This is a genomic window from Rhodococcus sp. NPDC059968 (assembly GCF_042738615.1).
GTDB lineage: Bacteria > Actinomycetota > Actinomycetes > Mycobacteriales > Mycobacteriaceae > Rhodococcus_F.
The window spans coordinates 268098-286820 of sequence record NZ_JBHWUE010000003.1; the positions used below are offsets into that span (position 1 = coordinate 268098).

The 18723-nt window shown below is 67.8% G+C and carries 16 protein-coding genes; 10 read left to right on the plus strand and 6 right to left on the minus strand.

Annotated elements, in window-relative coordinates; genetic code table 11:
* The first annotated feature begins 1 nt into the window (after position 1).
* From ACFWAY_RS05375 to ACFWAY_RS05395, 5 genes are read left to right on the plus strand one after another with little or no spacing between them, the layout of a single operon-like run.
* On the plus strand, positions 2-649 hold the full coding sequence (locus tag ACFWAY_RS05375) for a CoA transferase subunit B (RefSeq protein ID WP_378452956.1): 648 nt from the start codon (positions 2-4) through the stop codon (positions 647-649).
* A 34-nt stretch (positions 650-683) separates the two neighbouring features.
* Complete coding sequence (locus ACFWAY_RS05380) at positions 684-2255, plus strand: long-chain fatty acid--CoA ligase (RefSeq protein ID WP_378510025.1); 1572 nt, start codon at positions 684-686, stop codon at positions 2253-2255.
* 16 nt (positions 2256-2271) lie between these two features.
* Positions 2272-3969: a PHA/PHB synthase family protein gene (locus ACFWAY_RS05385; protein WP_378510026.1), complete on the plus strand. Its 1698-nt coding sequence runs from the start codon at positions 2272-2274 to the stop codon at positions 3967-3969.
* Positions 3970-3996: 27 nt separating this feature from the next.
* A complete protein-coding gene (locus ACFWAY_RS05390; RefSeq protein ID WP_378510027.1) occupies positions 3997-4449 on the plus strand; it encodes a MaoC family dehydratase in 453 nt (150 codons plus the stop codon).
* Positions 4446-5273 carry an alpha/beta fold hydrolase gene (locus ACFWAY_RS05395; RefSeq protein WP_378452952.1) on the plus strand — a complete coding sequence of 276 codons (828 nt, stop codon included), beginning with the start codon at positions 4446-4448 and terminating at the stop codon, positions 5271-5273. Before ACFWAY_RS05390 ends, ACFWAY_RS05395 begins: the two co-directional genes overlap by 4 nt.
* A 15-nt stretch (positions 5274-5288) precedes the next feature.
* Here ACFWAY_RS05395 and ACFWAY_RS05400 read toward each other — a convergent pair whose 3' ends face one another.
* From ACFWAY_RS05400 to ACFWAY_RS05415, 4 genes are all read right to left on the minus strand, one after another.
* Positions 5289-7004 carry an alpha/beta hydrolase gene (locus ACFWAY_RS05400; protein WP_378510028.1) on the minus strand — a complete coding sequence of 572 codons (1716 nt, stop codon included), beginning with the start codon at positions 7002-7004 and terminating at the stop codon, positions 5289-5291.
* Between the two features lie 129 nt (positions 7005-7133).
* The gene (locus ACFWAY_RS05405; protein WP_378510029.1) at positions 7134-7511 is read right to left on the minus strand and encodes an SHOCT domain-containing protein; all 378 of its coding nucleotides are present in this window, start codon (positions 7509-7511) and stop codon (positions 7134-7136) included.
* A 61-nt stretch (positions 7512-7572) separates the two neighbouring features.
* Positions 7573-8022 (minus strand): DUF6325 family protein, encoded by a 450-nt coding sequence (locus tag ACFWAY_RS05410; protein ID WP_378510030.1) that lies wholly within the window; start codon positions 8020-8022, stop codon positions 7573-7575.
* An 81-nt stretch (positions 8023-8103) separates the two neighbouring features.
* The gene (locus ACFWAY_RS05415; RefSeq protein ID WP_378510031.1) at positions 8104-8331 is read right to left on the minus strand and encodes a three-helix bundle dimerization domain-containing protein; all 228 of its coding nucleotides are present in this window, start codon (positions 8329-8331) and stop codon (positions 8104-8106) included.
* 217 nt (positions 8332-8548) lie between these two features.
* Here ACFWAY_RS05415 and ACFWAY_RS05420 point away from each other — a divergent pair, with 217 nt between their 5' ends.
* From ACFWAY_RS05420 to ACFWAY_RS05435, 4 genes are read left to right on the plus strand one after another with little or no spacing between them, the layout of a single operon-like run.
* Positions 8549-8947 carry a hypothetical protein gene (locus tag ACFWAY_RS05420; protein ID WP_378510032.1) on the plus strand — a complete coding sequence of 133 codons (399 nt, stop codon included), beginning with the start codon at positions 8549-8551 and terminating at the stop codon, positions 8945-8947.
* Between the two features lie 25 nt (positions 8948-8972).
* Positions 8973-9815, plus strand: a complete 843-nt coding sequence (gene ppk2, locus ACFWAY_RS05425; protein WP_378510033.1) for a polyphosphate kinase 2 — start codon at positions 8973-8975, stop codon at positions 9813-9815.
* A 28-nt stretch (positions 9816-9843) separates the two neighbouring features.
* The gene (locus ACFWAY_RS05430; protein ID WP_378510034.1) at positions 9844-12603 is read left to right on the plus strand and encodes a cation-translocating P-type ATPase; all 2760 of its coding nucleotides are present in this window, start codon (positions 9844-9846) and stop codon (positions 12601-12603) included.
* Between the two features lie 10 nt (positions 12604-12613).
* Positions 12614-14329 (plus strand): SulP family inorganic anion transporter, encoded by a 1716-nt coding sequence (locus ACFWAY_RS05435; protein ID WP_378510035.1) that lies wholly within the window; start codon positions 12614-12616, stop codon positions 14327-14329.
* 7 nt (positions 14330-14336) lie between these two features.
* On the opposite strand, the gene ACFWAY_RS05440 is transcribed toward ACFWAY_RS05435, so the two are convergent.
* Both ACFWAY_RS05440 and ACFWAY_RS05445 read right to left on the minus strand, forming a co-directional pair.
* Entirely contained in the window at positions 14337-15686 is a 1350-nt protein-coding gene (locus ACFWAY_RS05440; RefSeq protein ID WP_378510036.1) for a diacylglycerol/lipid kinase family protein, read from the minus strand.
* 133 nt (positions 15687-15819) lie between these two features.
* Entirely contained in the window at positions 15820-17820 is a 2001-nt protein-coding gene (locus ACFWAY_RS05445) for an alkaline phosphatase family protein (RefSeq protein ID WP_378510037.1), read from the minus strand.
* A 34-nt stretch (positions 17821-17854) separates the two neighbouring features.
* Here ACFWAY_RS05445 and ACFWAY_RS05450 point away from each other — a divergent pair, with 34 nt between their 5' ends.
* Positions 17855-18637 (plus strand): MBL fold metallo-hydrolase, encoded by a 783-nt coding sequence (locus tag ACFWAY_RS05450; RefSeq protein WP_378510038.1) that lies wholly within the window; start codon positions 17855-17857, stop codon positions 18635-18637.
* Positions 18638-18723 lie beyond the last annotated feature (86 nt).

Consider the following 18723-nt stretch of genomic DNA (forward strand, 5'->3'; position numbering starts at 1 on the left):
CATGACGACCACCGTCGAGACGATCGGCTGGACCCGCGAGGACATGGCGGCCCGTGCCGCCGAGGAACTGTCGCCCGGCGAGTACGTCAACCTCGGCATCGGGCTGCCCACGCTGATCCCGAGCTTCCTGCCCGCCGGTGTCGAGGTGACCCTGCACAGCGAGAACGGCATCCTCGGCACCGGCCCCTACCCGGACGAGGACGCTGTCGACGCGGATCTGATCAACGCCGGCAAGGAAACGGTCACCGTCAACGCGGGCGCGTCGTTCTTCGACTCGGCGCTCAGCTTCGGGATGATCCGCGGCGCCCACATCGACACCGCCGTCCTCGGTGGAATGCAGGTCTCAGCGGCCGGCGACCTCGCGAACTGGATGGTTCCGGGAAAGATGGTCAAGGGCATGGGCGGCGCAATGGACCTCGTGCACGGCGCCCGCAAGGTCATCGTGCTCATGGAGCACTGCGACAAGTCCGGTACCCCGAAGATCGTCGAGCGCTGCACGCTGCCACTCACCGGCCGCCGCGTCGTGCACCGCATCATCACCAACCTGGCCGTCGTCGACGTCACCGACTCCGGTCTGGTGTTGCGCGAGTGCGCGCCCGGTGTGACCGAAGACCTGGTCCGCGCCGCCACCGCAGCGCCGCTGTCGTAGCGCTTCTCCCACTCCCACCACGAGAAAGTTTCCCGTGCTCAACCTTTCCGTCCTTCTCGAAGACTCCGCCCGCCGATTCCCCGACCGTGACGCCTTGATTCTCGGCGACGCACGGATGACCTACGCCGACCTCGACGCCCGGTCGAACCAGATCGCGAACCTGCTGATGTCGTGCGGCATCGAACCCGGTGACAAGGTCGCGCTCTCCTGCCCCAACATCCCCCAGTTCCCCGTCGTCTACTACGGCATCCTCAAGGCCGGCGCCGTGGTCGTACCGCTCAACGTCCTCCTCAAGGACCGCGAGATCGCCTACCACCTAACAGATTCCGACGCCAAGGCGTACTTGTGTTACGACGGCACCCCCGACCTGCCGATGGGCGAGTACGGGCGCTCCGCGTTCACGGAAAGCCCGCACTGCCACACCATGTTCCGCATCACCGCCGACCCGGAGGCACCCGCCGCGATCGACGGCATCGGGACGCTCGCGGACGCCGTCGCGGATCGCGACACCGAGGTCGAGACCGTGGTCCGCGAACCCGGGGACACCGCTGTCATCCTCTACACGAGCGGGACCACCGGAAAACCCAAGGGCGCCGAGCTCACCCACGCCAACATGGTGCTCAACGCGCTGACCGCCAACCGGCTCTTCGCCAGCACACCAGCCACCCACGACCGGTACCTGGTGACCCTCCCGCTGTTCCACTCGTTCGGCCAGACCGTCACCCTCAATGCCGGCATCTCGGTGGGGGCGACCCTCGTGCTGCTGCCCCGGTTCGAGGCCGTCGCCGCACTCGACCTCATCGAACGGGAGAACATCACCGTCTTCGCCGGCGTACCCACCATGTACTGGGGTCTGCTCGGCGCCCTCGACGGACACCCCGCCGACATCGATCGCATCGCCGGGAACATGCGGCTCGCGATCTCCGGCGGTGCCGCGCTGCCGGTGGAGATCCTCACCCGGTTCGCCGACCGCTTCGGTGTGCAGATCCTCGAGGGGTACGGACTGTCCGAGACGTCGCCGCTCGCGACGTTCAGCGACCCCGGCGGCGATCCCCGGCCCGGTTCGATCGGTGTCCCGGTGTGGGGAATCGAGGCCCGGCTCGTCGACAAGGATTGGAACACCGTCACCGGAGCCGGTGAGATCGGCGAGATCGCGTTGCGCGGCCACAACATCATGAAGGGGTACTACAACCGCCCGGACGCCACCGCGGAAGTGCTGCGCGACGGCTGGTTCCGGACCGGTGACCTCGCTCGCGTCGACGACGACGGCTTCTACTACATCGTCGACCGGGCCAAGGACCTGATCGTGCGCGGCGGATTCAACGTGTACCCCCGCGAGATCGAGGAGGTCCTCCTCGGCCACGACGCCATCTCCCTCGCCGCCGTCGTCGGTGTTCCCGACGACAGCCACGGCGAAGAAATCAAGGCGTACATCATCCTCGAACCCGGCGCACAGGTCACCGCGGACGACGTGATCGCCTGGGCCAAGCAGCAGATGGCGAGCTACAAGTACCCGCGCACCGTCGAATTCGTCACCACCCTGCCGATGACCGCCACCGGCAAAATCCTCAAACGCGAACTCGGCCGCGCCCCGGCCGCACTCTGATACCGAAAGCACCACCGTGAGCAACAGTCCCCTCCCCACCATCCCCGACGAGCTCACCGCTCCCCTCGACCTTCTCCTCACGAGCGGGACCCGCGGCGTCGCCGCCCGCATGCTCCCCGACAGCTCGTGGAGCCGCCTCGGGATCAGCCTCGCCGGCCGTCCGAGGACCCTCGCCCGGCGCGGCGGCGCCCTCGCCCGCGAACTCGGCGCAATTGCCGCCGGCACCTCGGACCGGTCTCCCGCGAAGGCCGACAAGCGCTTCGGCGATGCCGCGTGGCAGCAGAATCCGGCCCTGCGCCGGGCAATGCAGGCGTATCTCGCGACGTCGCACACCGCCGCCGCCCTACTCGACGACGCCGAACTCGACTGGCGTGACCACGAGCGGATGCGGTTCGTCCTCGACAACCTGGTCGAAGGCCTGTCTCCCACCAACAATCCACTCCTCAGCCCGCTGGGCTGGAAGGCAATGGTGGACACCGGCGGCCTCAGCGCGGCACGCGGCGTCCGGGCGTTCGTGCGCGACATACAGTCGAAACCTCGCGTGCCTGCCATGGTCGAGCCCGACGCGTTCGCCGTCGGGGAGGACGTGGCCGCGACGAAGGGTGCCGTGGTCCTGCAGACCCGCACCTTCGAACTGATCCACTACACGCCGCAGACGGAAAAGGTCCACGCCACACCGTTGTTGATCGTCCCGCCCGTCATCAACAAGTACTACATCCTCGACATCGCACCGGGCCGCAGCCTGATCGAGTACCTCCTGCAGCAGGGTCAGCAGGTCTTCGCGATCTCCTGGCGCAACCCCCACGCCCGGCACCGGGATTGGGGTGCCGACACCTACGGCGCAGCGATCGTGGAGGCGCTCGATACGGTGCAGTGCGTCGCCGGGACCGACAGCGCCCACGTCCTGGGCACCTGCTCGGGCGGGATTCTCGCGGCGATGGTCGCCGCACATCTCACCGAGATCGGTGAGGGCGACCGCATCGCCGGCCTCACCCTGGCCGTCACCGTGCTCGACCAGACCCAGGCCGGCACCGCGGCTGCCGTCATGAGCGAGCGCGCCGCCGCGGCCGCGATCCGCGACTCGGCCGCCAGGGGTTATCTCGACGGCCGCACCCTCGCCGAAATGTTCGCCTGGCTGCGGCCGAGCGACCTGGTCTGGCGGTACTGGGTGAACAACTACGTGCAGGGCCGGGTTCCCGCCGCCTTCGACGTGCTGTTCTGGAACTCGGACACCACCCGCATGACGGCGGCACTGCACCGCGACCTCGTCCTGCTCGGCCTGCGCAACGCGCTGACGGCACCGGGCGCGTCGACCATGCTCGGCACACCCGTCGACCTGTCCACCGTGACCGCCGACGCGTACGTCGTCGGCGGCTCCGCCGACCACCTCTGCCCGTGGCAGTCCACCTACCGGAGCGCTCGCCTCCTCGGCAGCAAGGACTCCCGCTTCGTGCTGTCGTCGAACGGACACATCGCCTCGCTCGTGAACCCGCCGGGCAATCCGCGGGCGTCCTTCAGATTCGGGCAGCCCGTCCCGGAGACTCCGGACGAGTGGCTGGCGGAGGCGGAGACCGCTTCCGACTCGTGGTGGCCCGACTACGCGCGCTGGCTGGCCGAGCGCAGCGGACCCGACGTCGACGCACCGCACAGCCTCGGTGCCCGGCAATTCCCGCCGCTCGCCCCGGCACCGGGCACATACGTCCATCACAGCTGACCCGCACGACACGATCAGAGGCACACCATGACCATGAACCTTGCCCACCCCACCGATCTCCTCGGGCTCGTCGGACAGACCATCGGAACCACCGGCACGCTCAAAATTGCGCAGGATCAGGTAAATCTGTTCGCCGACGCGACCGGGGACCACCAGTGGATCCACACCGATCCCGAACGCGCGGCCCGTGGCCCCTTCGGCGGCACCATCGCGCACGGCTATCTCACGCTGTCGCTGGCCCCGAGCATCCTCGCCGAGCTTCTCACCGTCGACGGCGTGCACGCCGTCCTCAATTACGGCCTGAACAAGGTGCGGTTTCCGGCGCCCGTGCCCGTCGGTTCCGCTCTCCGCGTCACGATGTCCACCATCTCGGCCGAGCAGAAGCCGGCCGGCATCGAAGCCGTCTTCCGATTGACGTACGAGATCGACGGCGGAACGCGCCCGGTGTGCATCGCCGACGTCGTGGTGCTCTACACGTGACGGTGACCGAATTGTTCGGCAGGAGCGACCGGTTCGAGGATACGGTCGTCACAGTCGGCGGCCGGCGGATCCGGGTGCGGATCCGCCGCGGGACCGGTGTGCCCCTGGTTCTGTGCAACGGCATCGGAGCGGGCCTGGAAGTGCTGGACTCACTGGTCGCCGCTCTCGACCCGAACACGACGGTCATCCGTTTCGATGTCCCCGGCACCGGGGGTTCGCCGGCATCACCGGTCCCGTACGGAATTCCTGCCGTCGCGTGCGGCATGGGCCGCCTCCTCGACGAGATCGGGGTCGGTGTCGTCGACGTCCTCGGCTTGTCCTGGGGCGGAGCGCCGGCCCAGCAGTTCGCCCTTCAGAACCCGAAGCGCTGCCGGCGACTCGCCCTCGTCGCCACCGGAACCGGTGCCCTGATGATTCCCGGCCACCCGCGTGTGCTCGCGAAGATGCTGACACCGAGGCGGTTCACCGACCCCGGTTACGCGGCGGCGATTGCCGGCGACCTGTACGGCGGCACTGCCAGACGGGGCACAGACGCCGTGGCGCGAGCCTTTCGAAAACAGAAGCAGGCCGGATCTCGCATCGGCTATCTCCACCAGCTCCTCGCGGGTGCGGTGTGGACGAGCCTGCCGATACTTCCACTCATCCGGCAGCCCACGCTGATCGTCGCGGGCACAGACGATCCGATCATTCCCATCGCCAACGCCCACATCATGAACGCGCTCCTGCCGCACGCTACCCTGCACCTCCATCCGGGCGGCCACCTCGACATCGTCACCAACGCATCCGAACTCGCCCCTGCCGTCAGTGCATTCCTCTCGACGTAGGCACGACCGAACGTGTCAGCCATCGGCACCGATCTCGGCAAGCACGGTCCGCAGGCGGTCGTTGTCCGCCGGGGTCCAGCCCTCGGGCGGCAGGATCGCGCTCCACGCATCGGCGATGTCGACGACGTAGGAATGCCCGTGCCCGTCGGGGACACCCGTCGATACCGCCATGTCGGCCGCCACCTGAAGGAAAGTCACGAACGGGAACCACTGCGTGCTGTCGAGGACGTCGTATCCACGTTCCTCCTTCAGCCAGTCCGGTTCGCTCAGCAGGAGTTCCGGCGACCACCAGACGATCGGGTCCGACGGGTGCTGCAGATAGACCATCCGTGGCAGCCCCCACGGGGCATCGGGGCGCGGCAGGTCCTCCGGCGCCCGTGCACCGAAACGCACGGTCTCGCCCTGCTCGTAGATCGGAAGCCATTCGGGCGAGCCCGGATCGCGGTTCGTGGTGACGTCGGTCCATATCTCGTTGGCGTTGGGCGGTCCCGTGAACAGCACACCGTCGGTGCGGGCCTCGACGTCGTCGACGTTGCCGAATGCGCTCTCGCCGCCGAAGGAGCCGAGGCTCTCGCCCATCACGACGAGCTTCGGACGGGACTCCGGTGGCAATACCTTCCACTTGTCGTACACGGCGTCGAACAACGCCTCCCCGGCCTGGTGGGCACGCTCCTTGTCCACGAGGAAGGACAACCAACTCGGCAGATAGGAGTACTGCAACCCGACCATCGCGGTGTCGCCGTTGTACATGTACTCCAGCGAAGAGACGAGACTCTCGTTGATCCACCCCGTACCGGTGGTGGTCGCCACGCCGACCACCGCACGATCGAACCCGCCGGCGCGTTCGAGTTCGTCCGCTGCCAGTTGGGCGTTCTCCTGGATCGAATCGCCGCCGCTGGCGAGCCCGGCGTAGGTCCGGATCGGCTCCAGCGCCGGCCGTCCACCGTTGAACGCGGACAGATCGTCGACGGCCGGCCCGCGTGAAATGAAGGAGCGGCCCTGCCGTCCCAGCGAATCCCACGTAACCAGAGACTCCGGTCCGCCCGAACTCAGGGACGTCGTCGGCGGTTCGTCACCGGCCTTGGTCTCCTGGTTGACGGCGGCGAACGAATTGTTCAGCCCCGTCATGATCACGCGCACCACCGCGCCGTTGACGAGTGCGAACAACAGCGCCACGACCAGCACACCGATCACCGTCGCGGAGATCCGCCGCGGCACCACCCGGCTGATCTTGCGTTCGACCCACGACACCGCCCGCAGCAGCACCCGGGCAACCGCGACGAACATGACGAAGATCAGCACCGCCACGACCACCGTGACGAGATACCCCGTCCACGGGAATGGCGCGGCGCTCATGATCGCCCGCAACTGCGACTGCCAATCCCAGAACCACACGAGCATCGCCACGGTTCCGACGAGTCCGATCACCAACGCCACCCGGCGCACCACCGTCTTCACACGGGGAGGAGCCTCCCGCTGCACGAGGTAGCGGACCAGCTTGGAACCCAGAAACCCGATGGCGTAGCCGACGGCCGCCGATACGCCGGTGACCAATCCCTGGAAGAACGGACCGCGCGGCAGCAGCGTCGGCGTCAACGACAGCCACACGAACAGCACCGCGACCACCAGCCCCCCGAAGGCATAGCGGTCCGGAAGCCAACGGCGATACCCGGGCGGCCGGACGGGACCGGCTTCGCGCTCGGGTGCACCGTCGATCACATCGTTCGGCACCCGACAAGCGTAGCCGTCACGGAGTCGCAATCGACAGCAATCCGAAATCGCAATACTCCCGTGAACACCGAAGCCCACGTGGGACGTTCGCATTGGGGGCGAGACCGCCCGGCCGGCCGCCGACTGACGCTACGTCAGTGTCTTCGTCTTGATCGCCTGGAACTCGGCGTCGGTGATCGCGCCGGAATCGAGCAGCCCCTTGGCGTCCGCGATCTGCTGAGCCGGAGACTGTCCGGCGACATCGCGGATGTAGGAGTCCTGGGCCTGCTTGACCTCATGAGCGGCGGCCATCGACCGCTTCGCCATGCCGTCGCCCCGGGCGATCACGTACACCAGCGCCGACAGGAAGGGAATGACGAACAGGAAGAGGATCCAGATCGCCTTCACCCACCCCGACATTCCGCGATCCCGGAACAGGTCGGTGATGATCGAGAACAACACGGACAAGTAGGCCACGAAGGCGAAACAGACGAAGATGAACCAGAAGAACTCCCAGAAGCCTTCCATTTTGACGCCCCGTCCACTCGGTGTTCCGGTCAGGAGGCCAGGACTCCGGCCTCCTCGAATCTCAATTCGTGGCGTCGAGCGCGTCGAGCGCCGCCAGAATGCCCTGAACGGGGATACGCCCGGAGGCCACGAGCTGCGCGCCCTCGCGGCGCAGGGCGGAGGCGAACGGTGCGGCCCAGCAGTTCTCGTAGACGAGGATCGCTCCGGAAAAACCCGGGGCCAGTACGGCAGCCGCATCCTCGAGGTCTGTTCGGTCGATCAGGCCCGTCGCCGCCTCGGCGAACAGCGTTACGTCCACACCGCCCTCCAGCCCGAGGTCCTCGATGGCGATACCAGCGAGCGATCCGTCGGCTTCCTTGCGGACGAAAATCAGATCGAGCACCCGGATGACGTTTCGTTCGACCAGGTCGATCAGAAGGGGCAAGGCCGATCCGTCAGGTCTCCGGTCTGCAGGGAACTCCACGACGAGATAGTCGATGGGCCCGAGTTCGTCGAAATCGGTGTCGTTCACTGCAGGACCTCTCTTCTGAAGACAGCAGCGACAGCCACACACAGCTTCTTCATCAGTATTCACCCCCGAGGAGCGCGGCGACTAGAGAACAAGGTCACCTTTCGCTTGGACCGCTGCGCGGTCCGACAGTTCGCGCCGTGCCGTCTTCTCCACGAGGAGGGGAACGAAATCACGGATCCTGCACTCCGCGAGCCGCTTGTGAACAGTGCGCACGGTGTGCTCGATGTCCCCGGGGGAAGCGGCAGGATACCGAGTGGTCAGGCGTTCGATGACCTGTTCGATCTGAAGCAATTCGTCATCGCCGGTCATCGACTCATCGTCGTCCCGCTGTGAAACCACCGTCAAGACACGAAACGGCTTCTCGAACAACTCGGTTCGGTGTCAGGACCGTGAATATGCCTGAGTCTGGGATGAATCCAATATCTGAAGTGTGCCCGGAAATGCGGTTTCACGACTACCGGCAGGTGTAGACGGCGGACAATGGAGGTACCGGGCCGCCCGGCTCGCGGTAGGGAAAGGGACGGTCATGTCCGAGACAACGTCGGTCAAGCAGGGCGTCGCGGCAGGCACTTCGATCGGGGCGGCCATCATCATGGTCACCGTGGGCATCATCCACCTCTTCCAAGGAATCGCCGCGGTGGCCGAGAACGAAGTATTCGTTGCCGGGCTGAACTACATCTACAAGTTCGACCTGACCACCTGGGGATGGATCCACATCGTCCTGGGTGTGCTCGTTGCAGGGGTCGGCCTCGCGCTCTTCACCGGAGCGGGATGGGCGCGGGTGTCCGCGATCGTGATCGCGGCCGTTTCCATACTCGCCAACTTTCTGTGGTTGCCGTACTACCCGTGGTGGTCGGTGCTCATCATCGCGCTCGACGTCGTGGTGATCTGGGCGGTGTCGACCTGGAAGCCGGATCGGGTCTGAGCAGTCCGCGGCCGAGGTAGAAATCGTGGGAAAGAAATCGAAGCGCGAGAAGTCCGGGCTCGACCTGCCCCGGCCGGGCGGTGCCGAGCCCACCGTGCCGATGAAGAACAAGGAGTACCGCCGCCTACTCCGTCCGCTCCACGGCGAACTCGTCGCATTGCAGGAGTGGGTGAAAACGTCGGATGCGCGGATCTGCATCGTCTTCGAGGGCCGCGACACCGCCGGGAAGGGCGGCGTGATCAAGGCGATCACCGAGCGGGTCAGCCCGCGCGTGTTCCGTGTCGTCGCCTTGCCTGCCCCGACCGATCGCGAGAAGTCGCAGATGTACGTGCAGCGGTACCTCCCCCATCTTCCTGCCGGCGGGGAGATCGTCATCTTCGACCGCAGTTGGTACAACCGCGCGGGCGTCGAACGGGTGATGGGCTTCTGCACCGAAGAGGAAGCGCAGCAGTTCCTCCAACTCGTCCCGACGGTCGAACGCGCGATCGTCGACTCGGGCGTCATCCTGCTGAAGTACTGGCTGGAGGTGAGCGAGGAACAGCAGACGCTGCGCCTGCAGAGCAGGATCGACGACCCGCGGAAGACCTGGAAGCTGTCGGACCTGGACCTGAAGTCGTACACCCATTGGTACGACTACTCGCGGGCGCGGGACGCGATGTTCCACTTCACCGACACCGGCTGGGCACCGTGGTACGTCGCGGTCAACGACGACAAGAAACGCGGTCGGCTCAACATCATCAGCCACCTGCTGAGCCAGATCCCGTACGAACCCCTCGAACGCCCCGCCATCACCCTGCCGGAGCGGCGGGGCCCGCACGGATACGAGGCGCCGAGGCAGCCACTGCACTGGATCCCCACCCCCTACTGAGGATCCGAGCCGGAAAGGACGAGCGGTCATGGTCTCCACGGAACCCGCGCAGGCGCACACGGCCTGGCACGCCCAGGACGCCGACGCCGTGGTGGCCGCAACAGCGTCCGATCGGCAGTCCGGTCTGACGGCCGGAGAAGCGGACGAACGGCGCCGACGATACGGTCCCAACGAGATCGCCTCCGAGCCGGCGCCGTCGACGTGGGCGATCGCGCTGCAGCAGTTGAAGGACCTCATGAACCTGATGCTGATCGCGGTGGCGGTCGTCAGCGTCGTCATCGGTGAGGTACCGACTGCGATCATCGTCGCGGCACTCGTCGGGCTCAACGTCGTGCTGGGCACTCAACAGGAACTGAAGGCGCGCGCCAGCGTCGACGCGCTCGCGAAGATGCAGACACCGCAGGTTCGGGTGACCCGGGACGGGACGCTGGTTCAGTTCGCCGCCACCGACCTCGTACCGGGCGACATCGTGCACCTGGAGGCCGGCGACGTCGTCCCCGCCGACGGTCGACTGCTCACGTCGGCGACCCTCGAGACCCAGGAGGCGGCGCTGACGGGTGAGAGCGCGCCCGTCCCGAAGGACCCTCAGACCCTCGGCGCCGCCGACGTCTCCCTCGGCGACCGCAGCAACATGGTCTTCCAGAACACGTCCGTCACCCGGGGCACCGCCACCATGGTCGTCACCGAAACCGGCATGAACACGCAGATGGGCGAGATCGCGTCGATGCTGTCGGCCGTCGCGCCGAGCAAGTCTCCGCTTCAGCGCGAACTGAATTCGCTCACGAAGGTGCTCGGGATCATCGCCTGGACGGCGGTCGCTCTCATCGTGGTCCTCGGGGTGATCCGCGGACAGAGCCTGACGACGGTGCTGCTGCTCGGTATCTCCATGGGGGTGTCCGCGATCCCGACCGGCCTGCCGACGTTCGTGCAAGCGATGCTGGCCTTCGGGGCCCGCCAGCTGGCCGAGGCGAAGGCCGTCGTGAAGAACCTCACCGACGTCGAAACCCTCGGCGCCACCAGCGCGATCAACTCGGACAAGACCGGCACACTGACGATGAACCAGATGACGGTGCGGTCGCTGTACTTCCACTGCCGGTGGTACACCGTCGACGGCGAGGGTTACAGCAAGACCGGGAGGATCACCCACGTCGCGGGTGATGCCGTCCCCGACTTCACCCTGCTCGCGTACGGGCTGTGCCTCGACAGTGACGCCACTGTCTCCGACACCGGGGACGTCGTCGGCGATCCGACCGAGGCTGCGCTGGTCGTGCTCGCCGCCAAGGTCGGCGTCGACGCCCCACTCACCCGGCAAACGTATCCCCGCGTCGCCGAGGTGCCGTTCGACTCCGCCTACAAGTTCATGGCGACGTTCCACCATCTCCAGGTCGACGGCAGCACCCGGTTCGTGGAACTCGTCAAGGGCGGACCCGATGTGGTCCTCGCCCGATGTGCCACCGCCTACCGGCCGGGCCGGCAGGTGGCACCACTCGACGAGGTCCGGGAGGAGCTGACCGAAGCGAACCGGACCATGTCCGAGAAGGGCCTGCGGGTACTGGCGTTCGCCGCCCGCCGGCTCGACGGGCAGGAGGAGGCCGTGGGGGCCGACCCCATGTCGTTTGTGGAGGACCTCACGTTCGTCGGCATGGTCGGCATCATCGACCCGCTGCGGCCGGAGGCGATCGACGCCGTGCGCACCGCCCACGCAGCAGGCATCGACGTGCGGATGATCACCGGCGACCACGCGATCACGGCGTCCGCGATCGGCGCCGAACTCGGTCTCGGACCGGGCGCCATCGGCGGGCCCGAACTTCAGGCGATGACCGACGACGACCTGGCGGCGGCCCTCCCGAACCTGCACGTATTCGGCCGCGTCACCCCACAGGACAAGCTCCGCCTCGCCGACATCATGCAGAAGAGCGGCGCGGTCGTGGCGATGACCGGGGACGCCGTCAACGACGCGGCGGCACTCAAGAAGGCCGACATCGGCGTCGCCATGGGATCGGGCAGCGAAGTCACCAAGCAGGCCGGCAAGATGATCCTCACCGACGACAACTTCGGAACCCTGATCACCGCGATCCGATTGGGCCGCAACATCTACGAGAAGATCGTCTCGTACATCCGGTACCAGATGTCCAAACTCTTCTCGCTGGTTCTGCTGTTCCTCGTCGCGAGCATCTTCGACATCAACGACGGCGTCGCGCTCACCCCGCTGATGGTGCTGTTCCAGCACTTCTTCATCACACTGTTCCCGGTCGCCGTCATCATGCTCGACCCGGCGCCGCCGGACCTGATGAAGAAACCTCCGCGCGACCCCCGGCTGCCGATCGCCAACCGGACGGCGTTCGTGCAATGGCTGGCATACGGAGTCCTGCAGTTCGCCGTCACGCTCGCCGCGATGCTCCTCGCGCCGGGCGACATGAGTACGACCGAGGCGAGCGTGCCCATGACTACGGCCTTCGTCGTGCTGTCGTTCGGGTCCATCCTCGCCGGACTCGTCATGCGACGCGATCCCGAATCCGGCCTCACCGCACCGATCCTCACCGCACTGAAGATCCTGTCGGTTCCGATCGTCGTCACCGTGTTCGCGGTCGAGATCGGCTTCCTCCAGGACCTCCTCATGACGACGTCGTTGACGGGCGCCCAATGGCTCGCCTGCCTCGGCTGGTCGCTGATCATCCCGATCGTCGTGGAGGCGGAGAAGGCGCTCCGGCGGCGGCGCCACCTCCACTCGGAGCCGCCCACACCGATTTCCGCGCCCGTCGCCGTCGACCCCCAGCGCGCACGCTGAGACCCGAACCATGTCCTGGACAGGAAGCCTCGCCCGGTTACCCGGAATCGCGACGGCGCGCGCATACCACCGGGAGTGGCTGCGTCCCGACGTCACCGCCGGACTAGTCCTCACCGCCCTGCTCATCCCCGCCGGGATGGGATACGCCGAGGCGGCCGGGTTGCCCGCCTACGCCGGCCTCTACGCCACCATCGTCCCGCTCCTCGCGTACGCCCTGGTGGGACCGTCGAAAATCCTCGTGCTCGGCCCGGACTCGTCGCTTGCCCCACTCATCGCCGCCGCGGTATTGCCACTGGCCGTGGCCGATGACCCGGAGAGCGCGCTCGCCCTCGCCGGAGTTCTCGGCGTCCTCGTCGGCCTGATTCTCCTCGTCGGCGGATTCCTGCATCTCGGCTTCGTAACCGAACTGCTGTCGAAACCCATCCGGCTCGGCTACCTCAATGCGATCGCGCTCATCGTCGTCGTCGGCCAATTGCCCAAGTTGCTCGGGTTCTCCGTCGACGCGTCCGGCCTCATCGGAGAGATCGGGGAGATTGGACAGTCCGTGGTACAGGGCAACATCGACCCCGTCGCCGCCGCAGTGGGCATCGGCTCCCTCGCCGTCATCATCGGGTTCCGCGTCTGGCTGCCCCGCATCCCCGGCGTCCTCGTGGCCGTGGTCGGGGCGATCATCCTGTCCGCCGCACTGGGACTCACCGACGACATCGGAATGGTCGGCGCCCTGCCCGCCGGCCTGCCGTTGCCGTCGTTCGGCGGTGTCGACTGGGGTGACGTGGGAAGCCTCGTCGGCCCCGCGGCCGGTATCGCCCTGATCGCGTTCGCCGACACCGGTGTGCTCTCCCGCACGTTCGCCGCCCGGCACGGTGAAGACGTGAACGGCAGCACGGAGATGAAGGCGGTCGGCGTGGCCAACATCGCCGGCGGACTGTTCGGCGGGTTCCCCATCTCCGCCAGCGGGTCGCGGACCCCGGTGGCCGAACAGAGCGGTGCCCGCACCCAACTGGCGTGCGTCGTCGGGGCACTCGCCGTGCTGGTCTTCGTTCTCGTCGCCCCTGGGGTCACCACCTATCTCCCCGACGCGACGCTCGGGGCCGTGGTGATCGTCGCCGCCACCGCGCTGGTAGACGTGGAGGGCATGGTCCGGATGTGGCGGATGAGCAGCGTGGAGTTCGGACTCGCCATCGCGGCGTTCCTCGGGGTCGCCTTGGTGGGCGTGCTGCAGGGAATCCTCGTCGCGATCGGGTTGTCCTTCGTCGCGGTGGTCGCGCAGGCCTGGCAGCCGTACCGCACGGAACTCGTCCGGACGACCGACCGCCCCGGCTTCCACGACGTCGAACGCCACCCCGGCGGGCACCGCATCCCCGGACTGGTACTGGTGCGCTTCGACGCTCCCCTCTTCTTCGCCAACGGCGAGATCTTCGACGAATACGTGCGCTCGGTGGTGGCGGCCGCGCCGAGCCCGGTCGAGTGGGTGATCGTGGCCGCCGAGCCCATCACCGGCCTCGACACCACCGCCGTCGACGAACTCGTCGACCTCGACACGTATCTCGAAGGGAAAGGGATCCGGCTGGCGTTCGCGGAGATGAAGGGCCCGATCAAGGATCGGCTCATCCGGTTCGGGGTGGGCGACAGGTTCGATTCGACGCACTTCTTCCCCACCATCGAGTCCGCCGTCACCGCTTTCGACAGTCGCGCCGACCACACCGGCGATCCGACCGACGACTGACCCCCCTTCAGCCCCGGGGCGCCGACCCGGTGACAGCGTGCGGGCGGTATGCCGCCTGCCACAGTCGAACCCAGTCGAACGCCGGTGCGGCGGGACGCACCCCCGGCCTCGTCCTGGGCACCCGCACCCGCAGGGCGTCCGGTTCGACGGTGCACCGCACCGGAGTGCGGAGCAGGAGGGATTCGCCGTCGACTCCCACGGGGATCTCCGGGGTGTCGGCGTCCACGACCACCTCGGTCGCCGTTTGTTGCGTCAATCCGTGAACATTGGTGCGGCGCAGCAGGCCGACCGCCTGCCGGGTGTTCGCCACCGAGAGGGTGACCGCGCCGAGGACGCCGCGATCGAGACGGTCCCGCCGGCTCAGACCCGCCAGATCACTGTTGCCGTAGGGATTGTTGCTCACCAGGACCGCCTGCGGTCCCTCCACAACAGTCTCCCCGGCCCGCGCGACCAATCGAGGCCCGGTGTTCCCGGTGAGCAGATCGGGGAGGAGCGTCAGCACTGTTGCGGCCTTGTCGTCGCGGTATGCGGGGCTACGCACGATTTCGGCATAGACCCCGAACGAGGCATTGTTGACGAACGGTCGACCGTTGATGGTGCCGAGATCGACGCGCAGCTCGACACCGTCCCGGAGTGCGTCCAGCGATCGGCTCGGATCGGTGCGGTCGAGTCCGAGATCCATCGCGAAGTGGTTGCGGGTTCCGGCGCTGATCACGAGAAACGGCAGGTGGTGTTCGGCCGCGACCGCCGCTACGAGCGCCTGGGTCCCGTCTCCGCCCGCCACCCCCAGCAGATCGGCCCCTTGCGCGACCGCCCGCCGGGCCAGTGCGGTGACGTCGACGGTGGCCGGCCCTTCGAGCATCACGACATCGGCACCCAGCTCTTCGGCTCTGCGCTTCAGGTCGAATTTCGCGACCTTCCCGCCACCGGAATGCGGATTCATGATCAGGAACGGGTGCTGCGGTGGCGGGGCAGGGTATTCGGGCATAGTCGTCTCCGCACGTCTGCGACGCAAGGCGGCGCGGGCGCAGACGACGGCCAGCAGCGCGAGCGCGTACGAGAGCAGCACCACCCACAGCAGGTGCGCCCGAACGAAGAGGGTCAGAACGACGATCGGTGCGACGATCGCCACTCCCAGTGCGATCCACCTGAGCGCTCCGCGTCGGGTGAGAAACCAGTACAACGCCGCCACCGTGACCACGACGCCACCGGTCCCCACGATGAGCAACGCCACGGTGCCCAGCACCCCGGCGAACAGCACGGGCACCGCCGCCGCACCGACTGCGAAGACGAACGCCACACGCGCCCACCAGCGCCGGCCACGGTTGCCGGCATCGGCGGTGCCTGATCTGTTCACGTGACTGCCCCCTCCCGGCGGCGTGTCCTTCCTCGCGACGGTGCGACTTCCCGTCGTATGTCCATCTTCCGCCGTGCCCGGAGGCGATCGCAGCACATTGCACGCCTCGGGCTGCGAGCAGCGACCGGGCGCGTCAATAGTCCGTCGAAAGGTCCCGCCATCCGACGAGCACCTCGTGCACGGCCTCGGCGCCGTGCAGCGGGTTTGGCGGTGCGGGCAGGTCGGCGGGATAGATGAGAAACGGGGTGCTCTGCGGTCCACCCATGCCGCCGTGCGACCCGACCTGCTCCTCGAACGCCGCGACCTCGTCGGTGTCGGGCCAGTACGTGCCACCGACCATGATGTCGGCGACGTTGTCGAAGGAGTCGGTGCGTCGCACCTTCGCCAGAGCGTCGGGGCCCATCACCGCGAGCGGGTTCTCGCCGGTGACCTCGCCGCTCGTCACGTCGACCTGGCCGTGGGGCCCGAGCACCACGGACCCGCCCGGGGCGGCAACGAGCAGGAAGCCGACCCCGGGATGCTCGCGCAGCCCGGTGAGCAGCCCGGGATGGGCAGCCTCGATGGCATTGACATCCGCGCGTCCGGGCAGGTGCGGGAAGTAGACCAGACCCAGGTTGCCCGAGCCGAGCACGATCGGCTCGCCCGCGGAGGCGTGCGCCTCCTCCCCGGCCGTCGGCGAGTGCACGCTGGCCGCGGCGTAGCCGCGCCCCTCCGCCCCGGGCTGTCGGGGGACGTCGGATTCGCGCTCGTACCAGTGACGCTGCACCGCGGCCGGTTCGCGCTGCGCGGCAAGCCGGACGACCAACTGCCCCAGAGTTTCCCCGAAGCGTTGCAGAAAGGTCGCGCCCTGACTCTGCCCGTGATCGGACAGCACGACGACGCGGTAGGGCCGATCGGCCTGCTCCACCACCGCGAGCAGCATCTCGACGACGTCGTCAAGTTTGGTCAGCACCGCGAGGGTCTCGGGCCGCGAAATGCCGGAATGGTGCGACACCTCGTCATAGCCGATCAGGTCGACGTAGACAACGCTGCGCCCCTTGATCAGATCGCCGACCACCGCGGCGGCGGCGACGTCGGTGGCGAGCACGGTCGCGAACGCCCGCACGAACGGATAGACCCCGCCACGCGGCACCCGCGGCAGGATGTCCTTTCGCTTCTGCCGCAGTGACTGGCGTAGTTCCCGTTGCAGTTCCGCGACCATCCGGATGAACGTGCGCAGCGCGCTCGCCGGGTCAGCGAAATAGTCGCTGTATCCGGCCCCGCCGCCGAGGCGGGCACCGCGCATGCGGCTGACGACGAGCACGTTGTCGTGCGCGCCGCCGGTGAACAGGTTGCCGCGGCTCGCACCGTCGTGCGCCAGCAGGCCGGGGATGTCGGTTCGTTCGAGTTCGCGCTGCTCGTTGTCGGCGGGGTTACTGAACACCGAGATGTGCTCGGTCGTCTTGTCGTACCAGCGAAACGCCGGCACGTTGTGGTTGGAACCGTGCAGCACGCCCAGCTGGGTTGCACCCGTCTGACTGCTCCAGTCGGTGTGCCACGGCACCAGCCGGTGGGTCTCGCGCACCAACTTCGCCAGCCCGGGCGTCACGCCGTCGGCGATCGCGCGACGCAGCACGTCGTAACCGAGGCCGTCGATCTGGATGCACAACAACCCCGGGGACGCGTCCACGAGCGCGGCGTTGCGACGCAACCGGAACCGCTGTCGGCGCACCTGCATCAGTCGGTACGCGGTATCGGAACGGGACGCGATTGCGCCCGAGACCACGGAGGTGAACAGCGAGAGCAGTGCCGCGAGGACGAACGAATCGCTCAGCTGGTCCACTGCCGCGACCGGCACCAGGTACAGCGTCAACAGCATGATTACACCGCCGGCGAGGAACGTCCCGACGAACAGCAGCACTGGGCCGATCCACGACATGAACCGCATCATCACCGGCCACAGTGCGGCGTTGAGCAGGCCGAACACCAACGCGAGCACCAGCGCGGCCGGGAGCGTCGGTAGCGGGGTGAAGCTCGACTGGTCCAGGGTGATGCCGCCGAGGATGCGGTCGAGCACGATGAGCGCGAGCGCCGACGAGCCCCAGAGCACGAGGAACTCGACGAGCAGTCGCACCACGTCGCCCACCGTGCGCATCGCAACCCTTCCGTCGTCTGGAATCGTAAGGGTCGTGAGCGCGACGCCGGGTTCGAATGCCGCCGCATCCTGGGTGCGGTGGCTCGGACATGCGAGCGCACTGATCGTGGACCGCGGGACGGTCATCCTGACCGATCCGGTGCTGACCGACCGCGTCGCGCACCTACGCCGCCGCCGAGGGCCCGCGCCGATCGGGCCGCACGTGCGCAACCCGGACGCCGTCCTGCTCTCGCACCTGCACGCGGACCATACCCATCTGCCGTCGCTGCGGCTACTCGATCCGGACGTCCCGATCGTGGCCCCGTGGCGGGCGATCGACGGTCTGCCGGCGCTGCGCCAGTTCGCCGACCGCATGGTGCTGCTGCGCCCCGGCGACGAGACAAGGATCGGCAAGGTCACCGTGCGCGCCGTGCCCGCCCGACACGACGGCCGGCGCTGGCGGCGCGGCCCGGAGCTCGCGCCCGCGGTCGGGTACGTCGTCGAGGGGGACCGGCGGACCTACTTTGCCGGCGACACCGACCTGTACCCGGATCTCGCCGACCACGTCGGCCCGGTGGACCTCGCGCTGCTACCCGTCGGGGGCTGGGGTCCGACTCTCGGCAAGGGTCACCTCGACCCGTCTCGGGCCGCGGTCGTCGCGCGTCTGGTGGAGGCGGGCCTGGCGGTGCCGATCCACTACGGCACACTGTGGCCGATCGGCCTCGACGCCGTGCGCCCCCAGTTGTTCTTCGGTCCGGGCGCCGAGTTCGTTCACCACGCCGAGCGGGCGGGTGTCGTTGCGGTGGAATTGCACCCGGGTGGCGAACTCGGCGCGTGAACTCGGTTGCCCCGAAACCCGGTCGACCGACGCGTGGTGCGCTCCGAGGCACGAAGACGGCCAATGTGCTCTGGTCGGATCCTCGA

What these genes read in the sequence shown, in the direction of transcription:
- ACFWAY_RS05420 (WP_378510032.1), top strand. Translation starts at nt 8,549, where the DNA reads ATGTCCGAGACAACGTCGGTCAAGCAGGGCGTCGCGGCAGGCACTTCG.
- ACFWAY_RS05405 (WP_378510029.1), bottom strand. Translation starts at nt 7,511, where the DNA reads ATGGAAGGCTTCTGGGAGTTCTTCTGGTTCATCTTCGTCTGTTTCGCC.
- ACFWAY_RS05415 (WP_378510031.1), bottom strand. Translation starts at nt 8,331, where the DNA reads ATGACCGGCGATGACGAATTGCTTCAGATCGAACAGGTCATCGAACGC.
- ACFWAY_RS05445 (WP_378510037.1), bottom strand. Translation starts at nt 17,820, where the DNA reads ATGCGCACGGTGGGCGACGTGGTGCGACTGCTCGTCGAGTTCCTCGTG.
- ACFWAY_RS05390 (WP_378510027.1), top strand. Translation starts at nt 3,997, where the DNA reads ATGACCATGAACCTTGCCCACCCCACCGATCTCCTCGGGCTCGTCGGA.
- ACFWAY_RS05375 (WP_378452956.1), top strand. Translation starts at nt 2, where the DNA reads ATGACGACCACCGTCGAGACGATCGGCTGGACCCGCGAGGACATGGCG.
- ACFWAY_RS05435 (WP_378510035.1), top strand. Translation starts at nt 12,614, where the DNA reads ATGTCCTGGACAGGAAGCCTCGCCCGGTTACCCGGAATCGCGACGGCG.
- ACFWAY_RS05430 (WP_378510034.1), top strand. Translation starts at nt 9,844, where the DNA reads ATGGTCTCCACGGAACCCGCGCAGGCGCACACGGCCTGGCACGCCCAG.